This is a genomic window from Crocinitomicaceae bacterium (assembly GCA_016708105.1).
Lineage (GTDB): Bacteria > Bacteroidota > Bacteroidia > Flavobacteriales_D > Crocinitomicaceae > JADJGJ01.
In genome coordinates, this window is sequence record JADJGJ010000001.1 from 437,625 (window position 1) to 457,369 (window position 19,745).

Annotated in this window: 18 protein-coding genes; 15 read left to right on the plus strand and 3 right to left on the minus strand. The window is 36.2% G+C overall.

Features of this window, described 5'->3' with window-relative positions; translation table 11 throughout:
- Window positions 1–26 precede the first annotated feature (26 nt).
- From IPH66_01790 to IPH66_01850, 13 genes are all read left to right on the plus strand, one after another.
- Window positions 27–824 carry a glutamate racemase gene (locus IPH66_01790; protein MBK7128083.1) on the plus strand — a complete coding sequence of 266 codons (798 nt, stop codon included), beginning with the start codon at window positions 27–29 and terminating at the stop codon, window positions 822–824.
- Window positions 825–1,297: 473 nt separating this feature from the next.
- Window positions 1,298–1,528: a winged helix-turn-helix domain-containing protein gene (locus tag IPH66_01795; protein ID MBK7128084.1), complete on the plus strand. Its 231-nt coding sequence runs from the start codon at window positions 1,298–1,300 to the stop codon at window positions 1,526–1,528.
- Window positions 1,529–1,669: 141 nt separating this feature from the next.
- Complete coding sequence (locus tag IPH66_01800; protein MBK7128085.1) at window positions 1,670–1,954, plus strand: hypothetical protein; 285 nt, start codon at window positions 1,670–1,672, stop codon at window positions 1,952–1,954.
- A gap of 109 nt (window positions 1,955–2,063) precedes the next feature.
- Window positions 2,064–3,278 carry an ATP-binding protein gene (locus tag IPH66_01805; GenBank protein MBK7128086.1) on the plus strand — a complete coding sequence of 405 codons (1,215 nt, stop codon included), beginning with the start codon at window positions 2,064–2,066 and terminating at the stop codon, window positions 3,276–3,278.
- A complete protein-coding gene (locus IPH66_01810; GenBank protein ID MBK7128087.1) occupies window positions 3,268–3,705 on the plus strand; it encodes a hypothetical protein in 438 nt (145 codons plus the stop codon). The genes IPH66_01805 and IPH66_01810 overlap by 11 nt, the downstream gene beginning before the upstream one ends.
- 40 nt (window positions 3,706–3,745) lie before the next feature.
- Window positions 3,746–4,270 (plus strand): hypothetical protein, encoded by a 525-nt coding sequence (locus IPH66_01815; GenBank protein ID MBK7128088.1) that lies wholly within the window; start codon window positions 3,746–3,748, stop codon window positions 4,268–4,270.
- Between the two features lie 246 nt (window positions 4,271–4,516).
- Window positions 4,517–5,764 carry a hypothetical protein gene (locus IPH66_01820; GenBank protein ID MBK7128089.1) on the plus strand — a complete coding sequence of 416 codons (1,248 nt, stop codon included), beginning with the start codon at window positions 4,517–4,519 and terminating at the stop codon, window positions 5,762–5,764.
- A 12-nt stretch (window positions 5,765–5,776) separates the two neighbouring features.
- Entirely contained in the window at window positions 5,777–6,133 is a 357-nt protein-coding gene (locus IPH66_01825; GenBank protein ID MBK7128090.1) for a hypothetical protein, read from the plus strand.
- A gap of 3 nt (window positions 6,134–6,136) precedes the next feature.
- Window positions 6,137–6,796 carry a hypothetical protein gene (locus IPH66_01830; GenBank protein MBK7128091.1) on the plus strand — a complete coding sequence of 220 codons (660 nt, stop codon included), beginning with the start codon at window positions 6,137–6,139 and terminating at the stop codon, window positions 6,794–6,796.
- Window positions 6,797–6,997: 201 nt separating this feature from the next.
- Window positions 6,998–7,480, plus strand: a complete 483-nt coding sequence (locus tag IPH66_01835; GenBank protein ID MBK7128092.1) for an RNA polymerase sigma factor — start codon at window positions 6,998–7,000, stop codon at window positions 7,478–7,480.
- Window positions 7,470–8,735 (plus strand): hypothetical protein, encoded by a 1,266-nt coding sequence (locus IPH66_01840; GenBank protein ID MBK7128093.1) that lies wholly within the window; start codon window positions 7,470–7,472, stop codon window positions 8,733–8,735. The genes IPH66_01835 and IPH66_01840 overlap by 11 nt, the downstream gene beginning before the upstream one ends.
- A 241-nt stretch (window positions 8,736–8,976) precedes the next feature.
- The gene (locus IPH66_01845; GenBank protein ID MBK7128094.1) at window positions 8,977–9,543 is read left to right on the plus strand and encodes a DUF3592 domain-containing protein; all 567 of its coding nucleotides are present in this window, start codon (window positions 8,977–8,979) and stop codon (window positions 9,541–9,543) included.
- 260 nt (window positions 9,544–9,803) lie between these two features.
- The gene (locus tag IPH66_01850; GenBank protein MBK7128095.1) at window positions 9,804–11,363 is read left to right on the plus strand and encodes a T9SS type A sorting domain-containing protein; all 1,560 of its coding nucleotides are present in this window, start codon (window positions 9,804–9,806) and stop codon (window positions 11,361–11,363) included.
- Window positions 11,364–11,467: 104 nt separating this feature from the next.
- Here IPH66_01850 and IPH66_01855 read toward each other — a convergent pair whose 3' ends face one another.
- The 3 genes from IPH66_01855 to IPH66_01865 form a co-directional block, all read right to left on the minus strand.
- A complete protein-coding gene (locus IPH66_01855; GenBank protein ID MBK7128096.1) occupies window positions 11,468–12,154 on the minus strand; it encodes an alpha/beta fold hydrolase in 687 nt (228 codons plus the stop codon).
- A gap of 446 nt (window positions 12,155–12,600) precedes the next feature.
- Window positions 12,601–14,967, minus strand: coding sequence for a ribonucleoside-diphosphate reductase subunit alpha (locus IPH66_01860; GenBank protein MBK7128097.1), 2,367 nt, complete (start codon window positions 14,965–14,967; stop codon window positions 12,601–12,603).
- Between the two features lie 71 nt (window positions 14,968–15,038).
- A complete protein-coding gene (locus tag IPH66_01865; GenBank protein ID MBK7128098.1) occupies window positions 15,039–16,019 on the minus strand; it encodes a ribonucleotide-diphosphate reductase subunit beta in 981 nt (326 codons plus the stop codon).
- A gap of 595 nt (window positions 16,020–16,614) precedes the next feature.
- On the opposite strand from IPH66_01865, the gene IPH66_01870 reads away from it, so the two are divergent.
- The gene (locus tag IPH66_01870) at window positions 16,615–17,310 is read left to right on the plus strand and encodes a ComF family protein (GenBank protein ID MBK7128099.1); all 696 of its coding nucleotides are present in this window, start codon (window positions 16,615–16,617) and stop codon (window positions 17,308–17,310) included.
- 239 nt (window positions 17,311–17,549) lie between these two features.
- Window positions 17,550–18,902 (plus strand): hypothetical protein, encoded by a 1,353-nt coding sequence (locus tag IPH66_01875; protein ID MBK7128100.1) that lies wholly within the window; start codon window positions 17,550–17,552, stop codon window positions 18,900–18,902.
- The last annotated feature ends 843 nt before the right edge of the window (window positions 18,903–19,745 follow it).

The window sequence follows — 19,745 nt, forward strand, 5'->3', positions numbered from 1 at the left end:
TGGGTTTATTTTAATACCTTTACACCATGAATAAACCAATCGGAATTTTTGATTCAGGTATCGGTGGGCTCACGGTTGCAAAGGCTATTGCTGATGCACTACCCAACGAAACCATCATTTATTTTGGTGATACCGCCCACTTACCTTATGGTGATAAATCAAAAGAATCTATCATCATGTATTCAAAACGCATTACCGGATTTCTTCTTGCAAAAGGATGCAAAGCCATTGTAATTGCATGTAATACTGCCTCAGCTCATGCTTATGCTGATTTGAAAAAGTTTTATCCCAAAGTTCCAATCATTAACGTGATTGATCCAACGGTTGAATATTGTTTATCAAAATATAAAAAAGGAAAAATTGGTGTGATAGCAACACGTGGAACAATCAAGTCACGTATTTATCCACGAAAATTAAACAAGGCAAATCCCGCTCTTGAAGTCCCGCAAACAGCAACGCCTCTTTTAGCTCCCATGATTGAGGAAGGATTTTTTAATAATAAAATTTCAAAAACTATTATTCACTCGTATCTCACAACCAAAAACTTTGAAAAAATTGATGCGCTTATTCTTGCTTGTACTCATTATCCTTTAATTAAAAAAGAAGTGACTGCCTACTTTAAACGGCCGGTAGAAGTGATTGATTCAGCAACTGTGGTAGCAGATTATACCCGTAAGACATTAAAAGAACTGAATTTACTCAACAAGAAAAAAGGTGGAAAAAATTTGTTTTTCATTTCTGATTATACTGAATCATTTGAAGAAACTTCTAAACTATTTTTCGGCAACGTGATTGAATTAAAAGAAGAACGTATTTGGGATTAAAATTAATTGTCCTGCTCTAACGGTTTGGGCAAAAGTTGTGCCTTAGAACTAACTTCACGAGCCGAAACTTTACCGAATGCTTTTTAGGTTGTTTTATCATTTAATACCATTAGCTATTAAAAAAAGGGCGGTTTATAAAAAAAAAATTGCCAATTTTTTTTTCCTAAATAAAATAAAAAAAAATGTAAAATTTATATATTGAGGTATGGCAAATGCACTCTCTTACGGTGAAAGAATCGCTTAAGGACTTAAGAAGTCTCTTAAAAAATCTGCAGACCACACGGTCCGAAAATAAAAATGCTTATTGAGATCAAGCGTTCTGATCGGCCTTAGGCAAGAATGATAGGGGGAACTGATAGGTGTAAATCACAACAGTATTCAGACATGGCGGACTAAATATCAAAAAGGGCGGTATATCCGAATTATTAAAGGATGGTAGAATTGGATTTAAGCCCTCCATAATAAGTAAGTCTGTGCATAAGAAAATTAAATTGAAGCTTTGTTCAGGGGATGCCGCATTTTCAAGCTACAAACAATTACATGCGTGGGTGGAAAATAATTTTATTAAAGGAGTTAATTACAACAGCTTGCGTCATTATGTTAAAAGGCACTTTGGCGCATCGTTAAAAGTACCCCCAAAGAGTCATATTAAAAAGGATAAAGAAGCGGTTGCTACTTTTAAAAAACTTCAAACGAATCTGTAAAGACAAAGTAAAACCACTATTGGGATGCTATAAGCATTAATATATATGGGGGAGTCGATTTGGCACAAAACAGGGGGGGTTCTAACAGCCAAGGGGGTAAACCTTTGTACTTATCAACACAAATTCAAAACACATACCTATATGGAGCATCCCACCAAAGGGGGGAGCTTTTGTTGGCTGCCGTTAGTAACAATTGCTTTCAAATTTTATTCAAGAATTATCAAAGCGAATCCAAAAGAACTTAAACAATCGCTGACACGAGCCTCCCAAGGCAAAAAAATCATAAATATTTTTTCCTTTTCAAGAATTGGACCCAGAGTTCCTTTACCAAAACCGAAATTGGGCAAACCAGGTGGGGAGGGGAAAAAAAACCCCAAAAAGGTAAAGAAAATTTGTTCCTTCAAATATTTATTATGCTCTTTTTAGACTAAATTATATTGGCTAATGGTATAATATGGTCAAGTTAAACATTGTTTATGCAAAAAACACGCAAGAAACGACAATAAGATGTATATTTGTGTCAAAATAACACGCTATGCTGATAGAATTTAAATTCAGAAATTTTCTTTCATTCAAGGATGAAATGTCATTTCTAATGACAAATGTTAGGACATTTACCGAGCATCTGGATAAAAACATTATTGTTACCGGAAAAGAATTTGATCTTTTAAAATCTGCTGCGGTATACGGAATGAACGCTGCTGGGAAGAGTAATTTTGTGTCAGCACTTTCTTTTATGGTGATGCGTGTGCATGAGTCATTTTCAGATTCGCTGAAGAAGGAGAGTGATAGACCAACTCCAGATTATTACTTCAAGCTAAACTCCAAAACTGAAAAGGAACCATCTATGTTTGAGATCTCCTTTTTGTACAATGATAACATATATCGTTATGGTTTTGAAATTAAAGGTTTTGAAATAATAAAGGAATGGCTATTTAGAAAAAAAGAGAGAGAAATTCTGTTGTTTCAGCGCTCAAAGATGTCTTTTGAAATTAATGCAAATTCATTCAAAGAGGGATTGAAGTTCAAAAAGGAGGTTAATGAGAATGTTTTGTTTTTAAGTCATCTAGCGCAAAACAATCAGAAAATTTCCAAAGAAATTGTAGGATGGTTTAAGGGTGTAAATGCTATCAATAGTTTGACGGATGACCATTACTCAACATTCACAAAGCACTTGATGAAAACTGATCCTATTTTTAAAAAATGGATTTCGAGTGCCTTGAAGTTTCTTGAAATTTCTGATGTTGAAGCTGGAGAAGATGAGGGAGAAATAATCACATATCATAACAAGTACGATGAAAATAACCTTTTAGTGGAGTCCGTTCCATTTTCCATTGAAAAGAATGAATCTTCCGGTACAGTCAAATTGATCTATTTGCTCGGACCACTATTTCATACATTGAGAAACGGACATGTACTTTTTATTGATGAGTTTGATGTGAAACTTCATGTGCAATTGACAAGGAAATTGATGAAGTTGTTTAATGAATTTAGTCAGAATGGCGCTCAAATCATTTTTACAGGCCACGATACCAACTTAATGGATAAGAATTTGGTAAGGAGAGATCAAATTTGGTTCGTTTCAAAAGATCAATACGGCGCCTCTGAAATGTATTCACTATCTGAATTCAACTCAGATGTAGTTCGGAAAGGGGCTTCATATGATAAATACTATCTGGAGAATAAATTCGGCGCTGCAGAAGCATTCGAAATAAATGATGAATTAACTAATGCTCTTTATGGCAAATAAAAAGAATAGGGAACGCCGTGACCCTGCCTATCAAAGAGAGCAAGGAAAAAGAGAAGCATATAAAAAGCCCGAAAGAAAGATTACCTTTAGTATGAGTTTGCATATTAAAGGAGAGGGCGAGACAGAAAAAGAATGGGAGACACTTGGATTACTTTCTCAGCTTTATATTCGAATGAAACAATGTGGTCAACTATCAATTCACCAGATAAAGCAGAATAAATGGATAAAGGAATATCATAAAGTTACGTTCCCCCCTAAATCTGGATTTAAAGAACCTAAACATGTAACAGGTGTTACTTGGGCTGTTATGCATATTACCAACAATAGCAAAGAAGTCGTAGTTGGATTTGTAGAAAATGATATCTTCTACATCGTATTCTTTGATAAGGAGCACAAATTTTGGCCAACAGAGAAAAAGAGCACCTAAGTCAATTAAAACAAAAATCAAATCAATTAATAAATTATTTATGCGCATTTATATTTCAACACTTATTTTATCACTTCTCTTTATTTCTTGTAATGGTGAAAATAAATTATCAGATGAAGATCAGATAGAGAAAAATGTGAGAGAATATTTTTTTATGGGTGATTCAGTTAGTCTTGAGGTGACTTTAACTGATACCATTTTTGTTGACGAATTGGATGCTATGATCACCAATGCAGAGGACAATAACAGACTAATATCTGCAGAGATTGACACTCTACAATCACTGGTTGATATGTGGAATTATAGTGCACTTGATTTTGAAAAAAATAATCAAACAGATTCAGCAAGTATAGCAAAAATTAAAGCACTGGAGTATACCTTAAAATTGCGCGATACGGAGTTTCATCAAGCCGCATTAGCTCAAAGCGTACGCATTTTTATGCGGTTAAAACGCAGTACCTGGGCAAACATCACCGGCTTTGAAGCCAACGTGCATTATGAGCTTGAAGATGAATCAAACGATATCATCATTCTCATGGATGCTAACTATGAAGTGGTAGATTAATTTTTTTCCGTGTTGTGGGTAGGCGCAGGTCGCGACCTGCGCCTACCCACAACGCAAGAGATTTACCCCATACAAACCGCCTGTTCTTGCGGTGTTTCAAAAAATATTTTATCCCCTTGCAACCCTTTTGCAACTGTTTTCATCAGTAGGAAAAATTGATTGATGTTCAGCATTCATTTTTCCGGAATTTGAAATCTGATCATCCATTAAAAATTAAAAACTACTTAATGCTTTAAATATATTATTATGAAAAATGCTCTCATCATTCTGTCATCCATTTTACTGGTTGCAGCTTGTCATGACAAGGTAACTAATAAGTACATGAGTTGTGTGCCTGTGTATACTGATTATGAAACTTTCAGACAACCGGCTCAATTTCTTGCTCCGCAAACTATTTCAAACAATGGTTCAATTTATATCAAAAATCAATACCTGTTTTTAGTTGAGCCTGATAAAGGAATTCATTTCATTGACAATAACAATCCTTCATCACCGGTGAATCTTGGATTTTTAAATCTAATGGGTTGCACCGGCATGTCAATCAATGGAAATTTTCTGTATGCAAATTCTTTTATTGATTTAGTTGTTTTTGATATCGCTTCTATAACTAATCCAACTGAAATTGCCCGAATGAAAGATGAGTTTCCACAGGCTGTTCCGGTGGTTGAGAAAAATTATCCAATGGCTCCAATTGATAAAAATTTGGGTGTAGTTACTTCATGGAAATATGAAAAAGTAAAAGAAGAATCTAATTCAGTTCCTATCTGGCAAAATTGTATGAATTGTGAAGAAATTGCCATCACCAGTTTTGATACACAAAATCAATCAGGCGGAACAGGAATTTCAGGATCAATTACAAAACTTACCATTGTTGGAGATTATTTATACGTGGTTGATTACGGACAAATCAAACCATTCAATATTGCCAATCCTAATTCACCGGTTGCGCATACAGCTGTTGATACTTGGCGAGATGTTGAAACACTTTTTCCGTACAATAATTATTTGTTCATGGGTACAACTACGGGTATGTTAATTTATAATACCACTAATCCTTCGGTGCCTGAATATGTGAGTTCTGTTAATCACATGACTGCTTGTGATCCGGTGGTGGTTAAAGACAACTATTGTTATGTTACCGTGAGAACCGGAGCAACCATGTGTGCAGGAGAACTCAATCAATTAGATGTCATTGATATTTCTGACATCACCAATCCGTTTACCGTGAATTCGTTTTCAATGACTAATCCACATGGTTTAGGTATTGACGGCACCACACTTTTTATTTGTGATGGTATAGATGGATTGAAAATTTTTGATGCAACTAATCCGGCAAATGTTGGAAATGAATTATTGCACCGTTTCAAAGATATCAATGCCGTTGATGTGATTCCATTCAATAATACAGCAATTGTTATTGGTGAAGATGGCATCAGACAATATGATTATTCTGATTTGTCTGATTTGAAATTGTTGAGTGAAATTAATTTCTAAACTGAATCAGGAATGAAAATGAAAATTGGAATTGCTTTGCTGATCTTAGTGATATTAGCAAGCTGTGAGAAGGAAACCTTAAATCCAACTGAGGTATATCGGTCACGAGATTTGAAAATTGAATTTATGGATTATACTGATTCTCGTTGCCCCTTGAATGCAAATTGCATTTGGGAAGGTCAAGCGGAAGTGTATCTAGGTGTAGAATCAGGCAAAGATAAAACTGAATTCATGATGACTGGCATTGGTTCAGATACTACCGTGTTTGGGCACAACATAAAATTTGTTGATTTGTTGCCATATCCTGAAGAGGGTGTTGAAGAATCATTCAAAAACAAAGAATTAATTATTCAAGTTTCAAAATTATAAATCATGCGATTATCACTTTTTATCATCAGCATTTTACTTTCGCTGTCTGCGTTTAATCAGCTGAATAGTGTTGTCTATTTGAAAAATGGATCAGCGGTACGCGGTGAAGTATTGCAGAATGATTCAACCGTAGTTCGTCTCAGAACAAGAGATGGCAGTTACTGGAATTTTAACCCCGCTGAAGTTGAATCAATTCAAAAATATGAAGCAGAAATTCCTGCCCGTGGATTTTACAACAGAACATCCATTGGAATTTTATCCGGTGAAAGTTTTGATGCATCGCTGCGCGTGGTGAATGGTTTTGCGTTGAACAGACACTGGGAATTGGGTCTTGGCCTTGGGCTTGAATCCATGCGCTGGGATGCTTATGTACCCGTTTTTCTTGAAGCAAGATATTCTGTTTTCAAGGGATCAACAAGACCATACCTTGGTGTACATGCGGGTTATGAAATGCCGGTGAGAAACATGCAGTTTGATAAAGGAGGTTTCAGTGGAGGGGTTGAATTTGGCGTTACCAATTATTTTTCACGACATATCGGTATTTCAACTTCTATTGGATACCGCTACAGCTATATGGTTCAGAAGAATTCTTGGTGGGATGATTTTGTGACAACAACACAAATGAATAGATTTGAGATACGACTTGGCTTTGTTTTTCGTTAATAGCATAGCGCATCGCTGTCTGAAAATAAAAACAAATCATTTCAGACCTCAGATGAAGGGAGTTTGGAGCAGACGGAAAACACCTTTTAAGACCATTGATTTATTTCAGATTTTAAAAAACATACCGATGTTGAACTGGTTAAGGCTTGTTGTAAAAATGTACGACAAGCGCAACGTGAATTGTACGACCGATTTGTGTATATGATGAAAGGAATTTGTTTACGATACGCAAGCAATGAAACAGAAGCAGAAGATGTTTTGCAGGAAGCTTTTATTCGTGTATTTAAAAATTTGAACAACTGGTCAGGTGAAGGTCCGCTTGGCGCATGGATCAGACGCATTACCGTGAACATGGCACTTGAACAATATCGCAAAAACAAAACACAAAAAAATTTGGCTATTGTGTATGATATGAAAGATTCAAATCCACTAGTTGATGATAACGCCATTGAAAAATTAAAACTGGATGATTTACTTCAGAAAATTCAGAAACTGCCAACCGGTTTCAGAACGGTGTTTAATCTATACGCAGTGGAAGGTTATAATCATATTGAAATTGGAGAAATGCTTGGTATTTCTGAAGGAACATCAAAATCACAATACAGCAGAGCCAGAGTTTTGCTAAGACAAATGATAGAAGAGGATTTTAAAAATGATAATCAGGGAATGAACTATGCAAACTAATCAACCGGGATCGTTGAAAGACCGTTTTGAAAATTACGGTTCGGCTCCATCTGATGGTTTGTGGAATGCTATTGAAACATCTTTAGGTGGTGAAAAGAAAAAGAGACGTGGTTTTTTCTGGTGGTGGTTTAGTGGAATTGCAGCAGGATTATTAGTCATTTTTGGATTTTATCAATTGGGTTATCAGCATGGAAAATCTGACGAGGACAATAAACAAACAAATCAAAATGTTCAGCATGAAGAGACGATTGTTGCCACAGATTTGGATCAGCAAGATTCAGTTGTAACTTTAGATCAAATTACAAACTCACCATCAGAGTTGACACAAAATACTACTGAAAAAGATTACCATGAATTGCGTGGAGATGATAAACCGGAAAATAAAGTAACAGTTCAATATCACAAAAAAAATAGTGATAGTGTGAACACCGGATTTGCAAATAATATTTCTTTAAATCCTGAACAGACAAAAGAGGAAGAGACAAAATTTTCAATGATAAGATTACGTGGTGAGGTAATTTGTCCGGTGCCGAATCAGCTTAAATTTCCACATCTTGAAAATCCAATTATTGATGTTAACAGAGAAGATGGCAAAACCGGTTCTTGGGAATTTGGTATCTCAGGTGAGTACCTTGCTACTGCGTCGCATTCAGCAGACATGATGTTGCAACCAAGTTCGCTTACGTTTGACAGCGGTGCAAATACTACCCTCATCAACGGAACAGAATCATTGAGCACACCGGCAATTGAATCTAACAATACCATTTATCGTCCGTTTGATTTTAGTTTGAACGTGGCCAGAAAATTTAATCAGCGAATTAGTTTGAATAGCGGAATCGTATTTCATCGTCTGATTGAAAAAAACAGGTATTATAGTGGTGATATTTCACTTGCGCATTTGAAATTTACTACGCTGGGTATTCCCTTGTCTATAGAGTTTGATTATGTCAGTTCCAAACGATTTGAATTGTCAATTGGAGCAGGCGTGATGAACGAATTTCCTTTGCTGGTAACAACGCGCACCAGCTATTATAGCACTGCTTTGGCGCAAGGCAAATCAACACAAGTTTCATCAGGATATTTTGGCGCAGCGCTCCTTAATTTAAAATTTGATTATAAATTTTCTGATAGCATGAGACTTGGATTAGCACCTTCAATGCGTTATTATTTTGTTCAGCGATTGAATAGCCCACACCCGGTGCTTGAAAGAAAATTCTGGCTTGGCATGCAAGCCGGTATCACGTTCTGTTTGTGATGAGAGAATATATTTTTTCTTGAAACTGAATCTCAATGACCAAAGCGAAACGGAATTCTATTTGCTTAAATTATGCAATAAAATAAATATTGAGCCAAACTGGTTGCAAATCAAATTTATCACGTAGGCGCAGGTCGCGACCTGCGACCATACGATGAATTTGATTTGCAAACATTCAATTGACGTCAAGTTTCTTTTGCTTAATTTAGAATTCTGAATATCTTGGTTATAGATTTATCTCATGATTACTTTCACAAGAAGAAGTTTATTGCTTTCTACCATTGGTTTGTTTGTGCTGGTTCATTTTGTACGACCCATGACGGAGTACTTTTTTTATTCAGTGACAGAGGGCATTATTTCTGAAGTGGTTACTGTAGAAAGTCATTATAGAGAGCGAAATTGGCGCCCGTCTAACCACTATCCAGAGAGTTATCATCCGCACGCAGAATTTGTTGTGGATAATAAACTCTATCGCTTTGTTGGCCCAACATATTACGACTATCAAACCTGCCCTTTGGCAGGAGACCGAGTGAAAATAATTTATAATCCTAATAATCCAAGCGATGCGCAATTCTATAATCTCTCCGGATTTTGGTTTAAGGGATACCTTTGGAAAATCATGCTTTTGATTGCTTGTATAGTCTTCATTGTTTCATGGATTAAAAAAGATCAAAAAGTAATGCTCAGATTCAGACCCAAACTAAATGAAAAAATGGTAGAAACTACTCCATCTGCTGAAGATGCCAAGATGAAAAAAATTCGAAATTGGGCACTACATAATCAAATGTTTGGCAAGAGAAGAAGATAAAAACTGTATCTCTTTTTGATATAATTTTTCACTACCTCACTTGGAAATAAATTTTTAAGACGATTATAAAACGGATACTTCAGCGGATAAAATCGTGTAAATACTGATGACGGTGAAAATGACGTAATCCATATTGTCACATGGAAAAAGATTGTAAATTAGTGTTGGATAATTAAGGTTCTGAACTGGTATTCCAAACTTTAAAATAATTTAATTTCCCTATCGGTATAATACGTACCGGTAGGGTTAATTTTTTCTTTATGAAATTCAAGTATTTATTAATAATGTTGATTTCGCTTAATGTTGGCGCCCAGACTATTTCAATTCAGGAGCAACTAACATATGGTGGCGATAATTTGGATTTTGGACAATCGCTATTATTACTTTCAGATGGTTCAATAATTATACACGGTTGGAGTGCTTCTGGAATTTCTGGTGATAAAACTTTGACATCCTATGGAGGCAGTGATTTATGGATGATTAAACTCAATTCAGATTATAGTCTTGCTTGGCAAAAAGAATTTGGAGGTAGTGGTTCAGAATCCGGAACAATGGTTATTGAAACTAGCGATGGAAACTTGTTACTTGCTTGTTCTTCGGATTCTCCTATTTCTGGAAACAAATCAGTTTCAGGTTATGGTGGTAGTGATATATGGGTTGTAAAAATTGATATAGATGGGAACATCCTTTGGCAAGATGTTTACGGTGGATCTGGTTCAGATGAGTTTAGTAGTATCACAGAAGATAGTATTGGAGATGTTGTTTTTTGTGGGTCATCGAATTCATCAATTTCAGGAAATAAGTCAGAAAACTCTTTTGGTTTAAAAGATTTTTGGATTGTTAAAATTGATCAGACAGGGAATATAATTTGGGATAAAACCATTGGAGGATCAGATCAAGACAAAGCCTATGATATTTCATTAGATTCTTTTGATAATATATTTGTATCTGGAGATTCATTCTCAAACATTTCTGGAGTTAAAACTCAAAATGCATTTGGACTTAATGATTATTGGATTGTTAAATTGAACCCAAATGGAAATTATCAGTGGGATCAAACTTTTGGGGGTGATGATGCGGAATATGCTCCAACAACGGTGTTTAATCAAGCTAGTATTTATATTGTTGGTTATTCACTTTCAGGTGACACCGGAAACAAAACTGTAGTTGGATTTGGATCAGCAGATATGTGGATATTAAAATTGGATATGACTGGTGCGATCATTTGGCAAAAGACTGTGGGAGGAACTGGGATTGATTCATCTGGTGATTTGATTTTGTCAAATGATGACCAACTTTTACTTTTTGGAACCTCAGATTCAGATATCTCAGGTTTAAAATCAGAAAACTCGATTTCTGGCAGCTCCGATTATTGGATTGTTTCTCTGGATACAAATGGGAATTTCATCTGGGATAAAACATTGGGAGGTGACCAATTGGATGGAGCATATAGTATACTTGAAAAATCTGACAACAACTATCTTCTTTTCGGCTACTCTGAATCAAATATATCTGGTGATAAGGATGAAAATTCTAGAGGTCTATCAGATTATTGGATCGTAGAGATTACATCTAATGTCGGTGTTGAAGTAATTGAAAAAAATGATATCATAGTTTATCCTAATCCTACAACAGGTATTCTGAATTTTAGTCAGTCGGTTAATGATTTTCAAGTTCTAAATTGTACGGGTGAAATAGTATTAAAAGATTCAAATAATAGTACTACAAGTGTCAATCTTGAAATGCTTGCCCCCGGTTTGTACTACGTCAGTTTTATCTATGACGGCAATACATATCTGCAGCGAGTTATAGTGAATTGAAATAATGCGTTTGGTATGATAAGTTGCAATCCACTATTGATACGAGGAAATCAATATCGGATAGATACTCGTCAAATGTTTGGCAAGAGAAGAAGATAAAACTATCACAACAAATATTTTCTGATATAATTCAATAGGGTTGAGGTTTGAATTTTTTCTAAGGGGTGAATAGTGTTGGGTAATATTTCTAACGCTGCAGATCTAATCAAGGTTTGAAGTTTTTTTGTTTCTTCTAATGACACCATTTTGTCTTGGTCTCCAATTCCAATGATACAGGGTACGTTCACTTGGCCAAAGGTATTGTCATCTGTTTTATCTCCTGAGCCCATACTGCGCATCAAGTCTGCCGTTTTTTGAACTACTTCTTTCCACCGTTCGTATCCGTGGAGTGATGATAGTGCAGCTGCAAAAGCCGGAACTTTAGTTTCAATTTTTATTGGATCCATCAAGGCAGCTTCTTTATCTGCTGATTCTTGTGTCCACTCATACTTTGTTCCAAGCGTAATGATTTTACTAAAATAGTGAGGAGAGTTTGCTGCTAGCGTGAGAGCAACATAGCCCCCCATACTATAACCAAATACATTTACTTGTGAAAGCTGATTTTCTTCAAAATAGTTTTTTAGATCTTGTGCAAATTGTTGAATGGAAAATGGATTAATGGAATTGTTTGACCCATGCCCACTCAGGTTGAACCGGTGAATGATAAATTCATTTTCAAGTTCTCTTGCCAGGCTTTCAAATTGTGTGGCTGATCCAAGAGCGCCATGCAATAAAAGTAGATTTGGTTTCATGGGGCATTTTCTGTTTTGATCTCAAATTAAGCAATATAAACTTGACGTAATTGAAGGCTAAACCCTGTTTACCCAATAGTACAATACACCCATCGGGGTTGCAAAATAAAAAAAACATGCTGTAGGCACAGGTCGCGACCTGTGCCTACGTGGAGAATCTAATTTTGCAACCCGAAGATACATCTTATTCTATTGCTTAATCCGAGCTAAATCAAAATTCATCACGTATGCGCAGGTCGTGACCTGCGCCAACAGAACGTTATTGCTTGCAACCCGTGGTGTTCATTCTTCCATTTGCTGAATATGATTTTATTATCGCCTCAAAAAAAAATCCCTCCAAAAATTTCAGAGGGATTTTTTTATTTATTATGTAGATTAAGGGGTCATCTTTATTGTTCTATCCAGAACACATTTGTCAACTTTGCTTCGCTTGTTGCGAATGTGCTCTATCCAGAGCACATTTCACAATCATCTTTATTGTCAATTGAACAAGCAATTTCTGCCATTTTTTCTTCTTGTGATTTTGCTGCAATCGGAACTGAGGCGGCTTCTTTGTCTAGTGTAAATTTAATGGCATCAGTAGCTGCTTTAGTTCTCAGATAATACATGCCTGTTTTTAATCCTTTTTTCCAACCGTAAAAATGCATGGAAGTAAGTTTTGCAAAGTTTGCATTTTCCATAAACAGATTGAGTGATTGAGACTGGCATACATACGCTCCACGATCTGCTGCATGATCAATCAATACTTTTTGAGATATCTCCCAAGCGGTTTTGTAAAGCGCTTTAATATCATCCGGAATTTCATTGATGTTTTGAATTGATCCGTTTGAAGCCATCAATTTATTTTTCATGGATGTATTCCACAATCCTAAACGCACCAAGTCTTTTAGTAAATGTTTGTTCACAACAATAAATTCACCTGACAATACACGACGTGTATAAATATTTGAAGTATATGGTTCAAAACATTCGTTGTTTCCAAGAATTTGTGCCGTAGATGCAGTTGGCATTGGCGCAAGCAAAAGTGAGTTGCGTACACCATGTTTCATCACTTCTTCGCGCAGTACATCCCATTCCCAACGAGTGGTTGGAGCGGCATTCCACATATCAAATTGGAAAATACCTTGTGATATTGGTGACCCGCTGAAGGTTGAATAAGGTCCGTCTTTTTTAGCAAGATCTTTTGATGCAGTAACTGCGGCGTAATAAATTGTTTCAAAAATTTCTTTATTCATGGCACGCGCTTCATCAGAATCAAACGGGAAACGCATCAGAATAAACGCATCAGCCAAACCTTGAACACCAATACCAATAGGGCGGTGGCGCATGTTTGAATTACGTGCTTCTTCAACCGGATAATAATTCTCATCAATAATGCGGTTGAGGTTTACCGTAAGTTGGTAGGTAACTTCAAATAATTTATTGTGATCAAAGGTTTGTGCATCTGCGTCAATAAATTTTGGCAAGGCAATAGAACCTAAATTACATACCGCTACTTCATCCGGCGCAGTGTACTCCATTATTTCAGTACACAAATTAGATGATTTTATGGTGCCCAGATTTTTTTGGTTTGATTTCAAGTTAGCCGCATCTTTATAAACCATGTAAGGTGTACCGGTTTCAATTTGCGATTCCAGAATTTTAAACCAAAGATCTTGCGCTTTTACCGTTTTTCTACCTTGTCCTTCTGATTCATATTTGGTGTACAAAGCTTCAAACTCTTCTCCGTAGGTATCAGACAATCCCGGGCATTCGTTAGGGCACATGAGTGTCCAGTCTCCGTTTGATTCAACACGTTTCATGAATAAATCCGGAATCCACATGGCGTAGAATAAATCACGCGCACGTTGTTCTTCTTTTCCGTGATTTTTTTTCAAGTCAAGAAAATCAAAAATATCTGCATGCCAAGGTTCAAGATAAATGGCAAAAGATCCTTTTCTTTTTCCACCACCCTGATCTACATAACGTGCAGTATCATTGAATACACGTAGCATGGGAACAATACCATTAGATGTACCGTTAGTGCCTTTGATATAAGATCCTTTTGCACGGATGCCATGAATTGATAATCCAATTCCACCTGCTGATTGAGAAATGCGAGCACATTGTTTCAGTGTATCATAAATACCTTCAATGCTGTCTTCTTTCATCTGCAATAAAAAGCAAGATGACATTTGTGCTTTTGGTGTACCTGAATTGAATAGTGTAGGGGTTGCATGTGTAAACCAACCCTCTGACATCATGTTGTATGTTTTAACTGCCGCTTCAATATCATGCTTGTGAATACCAACAGCTACACGCATTAACATGTGTTGCGGACGTTCTACAATTTCACTGTTGATGCGCAAAAGATACGAGCGCTCTAATGTTTTAAATCCAAAATAATCATATTTAAAATCACGGTCATAAATAATGGCTGAATCAAAATATTCTGCATTATCTTTTACAACCTGATACACATCATCAGCAATCAATGAAGCATTCTCATTGGTTACAGGATCAATGTAACGATACAAATCTTCAACGGTATCAGAAAAAGATTTTTTAGTATTCTTATGCAGGTTGGAAACTGAAATACGAGAAGCCAACAAAGCATAATCAGGATGCTCAATAGTTTTTGACGCAGCTACTTCAGCAGCCAGGTTATCAAGTTCAGAAGTGCTTACACCATCGAATAAACCTTCAATCACTTTCATGGCAACCAATTCAGCCTGAACAATGGTGTCTAATCCATAACAGAGCTTTTTAATGCGGGCGGTAATTTTGTCAAATTTTACCGGCTCTTTTCTCCCGTCTCGTTTTACTACATACATAGGTGCACTTCGTTTTTTATTGCACAGCCTGAGGGTCGTGGCAGCCTGTACAATGGGGTTTGTTGGTTTTCTTAAAAATCTGCGTCAAGTGAAAAATCTGCGCCTTTGGTGTCAGAGCTGTTGAGCACTCCGGCTTTTTGATATTCGGCAACACGTTTTTCAAAAAAGTTTGTTTTTCCCTGAATACTGATCATATCCATAAAGTCAAACGGGTTGGTTGAATTGTACACTTTGCTGCATCCAAGTTCTGCCAACAGACGATCAGCTACAAACTCAATGTACTGTTTCATTAAATCTGCATTCATGCCAATTAATTTAACCGGAATGGCATCTGTGACAAATTCTTTTTCAATTTCAACCGCATCAGTGATAATTTTTGTTACTGTTTCTTTTGACAGCTTGTTAACCAGGTGATGATTATACAAGAGGCAAGCAAAGTCACAGTGCAATCCTTCATCACGTGAAATTAATTCATTGGAGAAGCTAAGCCCCGGCATCAGTCCTCTTTTCTTCAACCAGAAAATAGAACAGAATGAGCCTGAGAAAAATATTCCTTCAACAGCAGCAAAGGCAATGAGTCGTTCAGCAAAACTTCCTTCGTCAATCCAACGCAATGCCCAGTCTGCTTTTTTCTTCACGCAAGGAATGTTGTCAATGGCGTGAAAGAGATAATCTTTTTCTTTTGAATCTTGAATATAGGTATCAATCAACAGAGAATACGTTTCAGAGTGAATGTTTTCAATAGTAACTTGAAAGCCGTAGAAGAATTTTGCCTCAGTATACTGTACTTCAGATAAAAAATTCTCAGCCAAATTTTCGTTGACAATTCCATCTGATGCTGCAAAAAAGGCAAGTACGTGTTTAATGAAATGACGCTCATCATCATTTAGTTTCTCACTCCAGTCAACTAAATCTTGAGCCAGATCAATTTCTTCTGCTGTCCAAAAACTAGCTTCAGCCTTTTTGTAAAATTTCCAGATATCATCATGCGCAATTGGAAAGAGTACAAAGCGGTCGTTATTTTTTGCTAGTATTGGTTCGTTCATGGTTATTCGTTTTGAGTTTGGTTGTTCTTTAATTGTTTTGTTCTGAAATGTTTTTACTCCGTTTCAGACTTCAATTTTCTGACGCCATTTTTTCAGTTCGGCACAGGGGCACAAAATTTGTCAAAATTTGAAGAAGTATCAAACCAAATTAATTCACAAATGATTTGTAGTTTTCAACAAGAAATTTCTTCCAAAATTTTAAACCCCTCTGTTTTCAGCGTTTTAAAAAAAATAACGACTTATTGTAGTTTTGTTTCTGCCAAACTTTTATATTCTACGACAAATATTTTTTCAGCCTTTCAAATCAACTGAAATTTTTAAGCAGATTTTTTTTGTCTGACAGGACTACCAATTTACGTTTAAAATTATCTACCAGTCAAGTTTATTTTTAATTGAATTTATTCACCCTTTGGTGTTTAAAAATAGCCTGCGGTTTGCGTTTGAGAGAATGAATAATTTGCGATCTGTGAAATACGGTTCACTGGTTTTAGTAACGGTGAACACTCGGTTTCATTGATTTTTTTCAGGATGTAGTGAACGATCCCCATAATCTGATCCGAAAAATTACAATACATTTGGCAGCTGCCTGTAAAACAGTGTAATGAAAGTTTCAGATCAACTATCTTTTCTTGCTTCATCAGCAGTTGGAGTGCTTTACCCTGAGCATTGTCTTGCCTGCTCACGTGATTTAGTGCGACATGAAAAACATATTTGTTCGGCTTGTGCTTTTGATTTGCCTTATATAACAGATAGTGAGGCTGACCGTGATAAATTGAATAAATTACTCATTGGACGGGTGCCGGTTGAACAAGTGTATTCGCTATTCAGATATCAAAAAGGCAATCAGGTACAAACCATTTTACACGCTATTAAATATAAAGCCAAGCCAAGGGTAGCGTATCATTTTGGAAAAATATTAGGTGAAAAAATTTCTACAGATCACGCTATCACCGGCATTGTTGCTGTTCCGCTCCACCTTAAAAAAATGGCAAAGCGCGGTTATAATCAAGCGGCGGCTATTTCTGAAGGACTTGCTACGGCGCTCAATGTGCCCTTAATTCAATGTATAAAACGGAATACCAATAATGATTCGCAAACCCGCTTCTCAAAATATGACCGGTATGATAATGTGCGATCTATTTTTACACTTACTCATCCTGAGCGCATTCAACACAAGCATATTTTATTGGTTGATGATGTACTCACCACCGGCGCAACCATTGAAGCATGTGCAGCAGAATTATTAAAAGCTGATCAGGTTAAGATAAGTATTGCCACACTGGCTGCCAGAGTTTGATGTAGATGTGAATTAAAATCTGAGACCCCTGTATCCTCAACTCCCGCAGTTGTCAAACTCAAAACTGAAAAGTAAAAAAGATTATATTTGACAACGCACTCAACCCATCCAAAACGACAACAACAAATTACATAGAATTTTTTTACGACCCATTTGGCAACCGTGTGGCTAAAAAAGTTGTTCAGTTAAGCGGAGAAATTGACGAAACCATTTACACGCATGATGCATCAGGCAATGTAATGGCAGTGTATGATTATTTTGATGACGGCATTGATGCAACTTGTTTTTTAACTGAGAGTCATATTTACGGAGGCAAACGGTTAGGTATTTACAACAGAAATGTTGACATGGAAACCACCTACACACCACCATCAACAGAAACCAGAATTTTAGGTGAACGTGATTACGAACTTTCAAATCACCTGAACAATGTATTGAATGTAATTTCAGACAGACTTTTAACGGTTGATGGTAACTCTGATACCTATGTTGATTATTATAGCGCAGATGTTACATCTTGGTGTGATTATACGCCTTATGGCATGATCATGCCCGGCAGGAACGCCACCAACGCAAACTACCGCTTCTCCTTCCAAGGCCAGGAAAAAGACAACGAAATAAAAGGTGACAACAACTCAATCAACTACAAATACCGCATGCATGACCCAAGGATTGGGAGGTTTTTTGCGGTGGATCCGTTGGCGGCAAAATATCCGCATAATTCAGTTTATGCTTTTAGTGAGAATAGGGTGATTGATGCGATAGAGCTTGAGGGATTAGAGTTGTTTTTTATCAGTGGTTATTTAGGTTATTGGGTAACAGATATGGCGACCGAGCAAGAAATGATTGATTATTGGGATTCAGAGACAGATTTTGTTGTTACCGTCGCCAATTATTTTGGACAGTCCGATGTTAGGTATGTAGATGGAAATCTGTCTAATAGTGGTTCATTTGGTACTCCTTATACATGGTGGTTTGAAAGAAGCGACAAGGGGTATGCAGAAACATGGGATAAATTGCTGTCAGGTGAATTGGTACTAAGTAATGATGAGCCAATCACAATTGTCGCCCACAGTCAAGGGAACGCCTACGCATATGGTATGGTACTTGCAATCAAGGCTTATGAAAAAATGCATAATGACAATTACGAGAACCGGAATGAGCCATGGGCTCCGTTAGAATATAAAAACTATAAACCACTAAATGTAAAGATAAATGTCGTCTGTTTGGCCGTGTTTCAGGGGGAAGAATTTTCTTTCGCAAATATTGAGGGTGTCAATGTAATTCAATTTACATATGAAAATGACCTACTCGATTGTAATCCTATGGAAGGTTGTGCTGATGCTAATAGTGAAAACATTGTTGACGTTGATAACGATGGATTTCCGACGCCACCTTGGGTGGCACACTCTGATGTAATTTCAAAGCAAGAAGCCTTTGCAGAAATTATTAAGGAAGATAAAGAACAAGAGATTTATTACAAAAAATTGAAAAAGGCAAAAGCAGATAGTGGAGGCACAAAGTCTGGTGCATCAGGTGTGGGGGCAGGCGGGGGGGCAGGCTTAACGACAGGTTCAACTAATAAACCTTAAAATAAAAAATGAATTACATACTACTATTAAATATTGCTCTTTCTCTTTTCACTGTAGTGCGTCTACTATTACTTAGCAGTCCACCAAAATCCTCAATTGGTTGGTATCAAATCATTTTAGCTTTGGCGGTGATTATCGTGAGTTTTTCTACATATTCGCTGTATTGTTTGCTGAGATCAAAAATTCGTCGCGCTAAATTTTATTTTTTAATAGGATTGTATCAGGTATTATTTCTTATTCCATTATACTTTCTGAATTGGAAATTGAATTTATTGGTGATAGCCGTAATAACTACTAATATGTTAATTATTAAATTTCAAAAAATTAGCGATGAATTTTTATTCACTATCGGGATTGTTGATATTATCATGACCACTATATACTTGGTTGTGTTATTCTGAAATGCTAATTCACACCAGTTCCAAACTAACCCTGCTACTTCCACAACGATTCCGTAATACAAACCTCGATATATCGAATTAACTGAAATTTACTTCAATGAAAACGGTCTTAGTATTTATAAAACAAAAGCTTCAATAAGTTGAAAAAACCAGTTATACTTTTCATTGAAAAACTGAACAGTTAAATCAGGTTTTTGTTTTCATGAATTTTATTTTTTTCATCGCTACTTCCATGACAATACCGTGTTACAGACTTCGATACATCGAAGTTTGTAAAAATCAACAGGTTAGAAATTTTATTCAAAAGACCAAGATTTTTGATTGAGTTTTTACTGAAATAAAAAAAGTAAAGGTTATTATACCAGAACTGATTGAAACCAATCTTCGTTTGATTTTTGAATTCTATTTTCCGTTGCAATTTTCACAATTCACTTTTCGATTT

What these genes read in the sequence shown, in the direction of transcription:
- IPH66_01840 (MBK7128093.1), top strand. Translation starts at nt 7,470, where the DNA reads ATGCAAACTAATCAACCGGGATCGTTGAAAGACCGTTTTGAAAATTAC.
- IPH66_01835 (MBK7128092.1), top strand. Translation starts at nt 6,998, where the DNA reads ATGATGAAAGGAATTTGTTTACGATACGCAAGCAATGAAACAGAAGCA.
- IPH66_01820 (MBK7128089.1), top strand. Translation starts at nt 4,517, where the DNA reads ATGAAAAATGCTCTCATCATTCTGTCATCCATTTTACTGGTTGCAGCT.
- IPH66_01845 (MBK7128094.1), top strand. Translation starts at nt 8,977, where the DNA reads ATGATTACTTTCACAAGAAGAAGTTTATTGCTTTCTACCATTGGTTTG.
- IPH66_01815 (MBK7128088.1), top strand. Translation starts at nt 3,746, where the DNA reads ATGCGCATTTATATTTCAACACTTATTTTATCACTTCTCTTTATTTCT.
- IPH66_01860 (MBK7128097.1), bottom strand. Translation starts at nt 14,967, where the DNA reads ATGTATGTAGTAAAACGAGACGGGAGAAAAGAGCCGGTAAAATTTGAC.
- IPH66_01805 (MBK7128086.1), top strand. Translation starts at nt 2,064, where the DNA reads ATGCTGATAGAATTTAAATTCAGAAATTTTCTTTCATTCAAGGATGAA.
- IPH66_01850 (MBK7128095.1), top strand. Translation starts at nt 9,804, where the DNA reads ATGAAATTCAAGTATTTATTAATAATGTTGATTTCGCTTAATGTTGGC.
- IPH66_01790 (MBK7128083.1), top strand. Translation starts at nt 27, where the DNA reads ATGAATAAACCAATCGGAATTTTTGATTCAGGTATCGGTGGGCTCACG.
- IPH66_01810 (MBK7128087.1), top strand. Translation starts at nt 3,268, where the DNA reads ATGGCAAATAAAAAGAATAGGGAACGCCGTGACCCTGCCTATCAAAGA.
- IPH66_01825 (MBK7128090.1), top strand. Translation starts at nt 5,777, where the DNA reads ATGAAAATGAAAATTGGAATTGCTTTGCTGATCTTAGTGATATTAGCA.
- IPH66_01875 (MBK7128100.1), top strand. Translation starts at nt 17,550, where the DNA reads ATGGCAGTGTATGATTATTTTGATGACGGCATTGATGCAACTTGTTTT.
- IPH66_01855 (MBK7128096.1), bottom strand. Translation starts at nt 12,154, where the DNA reads ATGAAACCAAATCTACTTTTATTGCATGGCGCTCTTGGATCAGCCACA.
- IPH66_01870 (MBK7128099.1), top strand. Translation starts at nt 16,615, where the DNA reads ATGAAAGTTTCAGATCAACTATCTTTTCTTGCTTCATCAGCAGTTGGA.
- IPH66_01830 (MBK7128091.1), top strand. Translation starts at nt 6,137, where the DNA reads ATGCGATTATCACTTTTTATCATCAGCATTTTACTTTCGCTGTCTGCG.
- IPH66_01800 (MBK7128085.1), top strand. Translation starts at nt 1,670, where the DNA reads ATGGAGCATCCCACCAAAGGGGGGAGCTTTTGTTGGCTGCCGTTAGTA.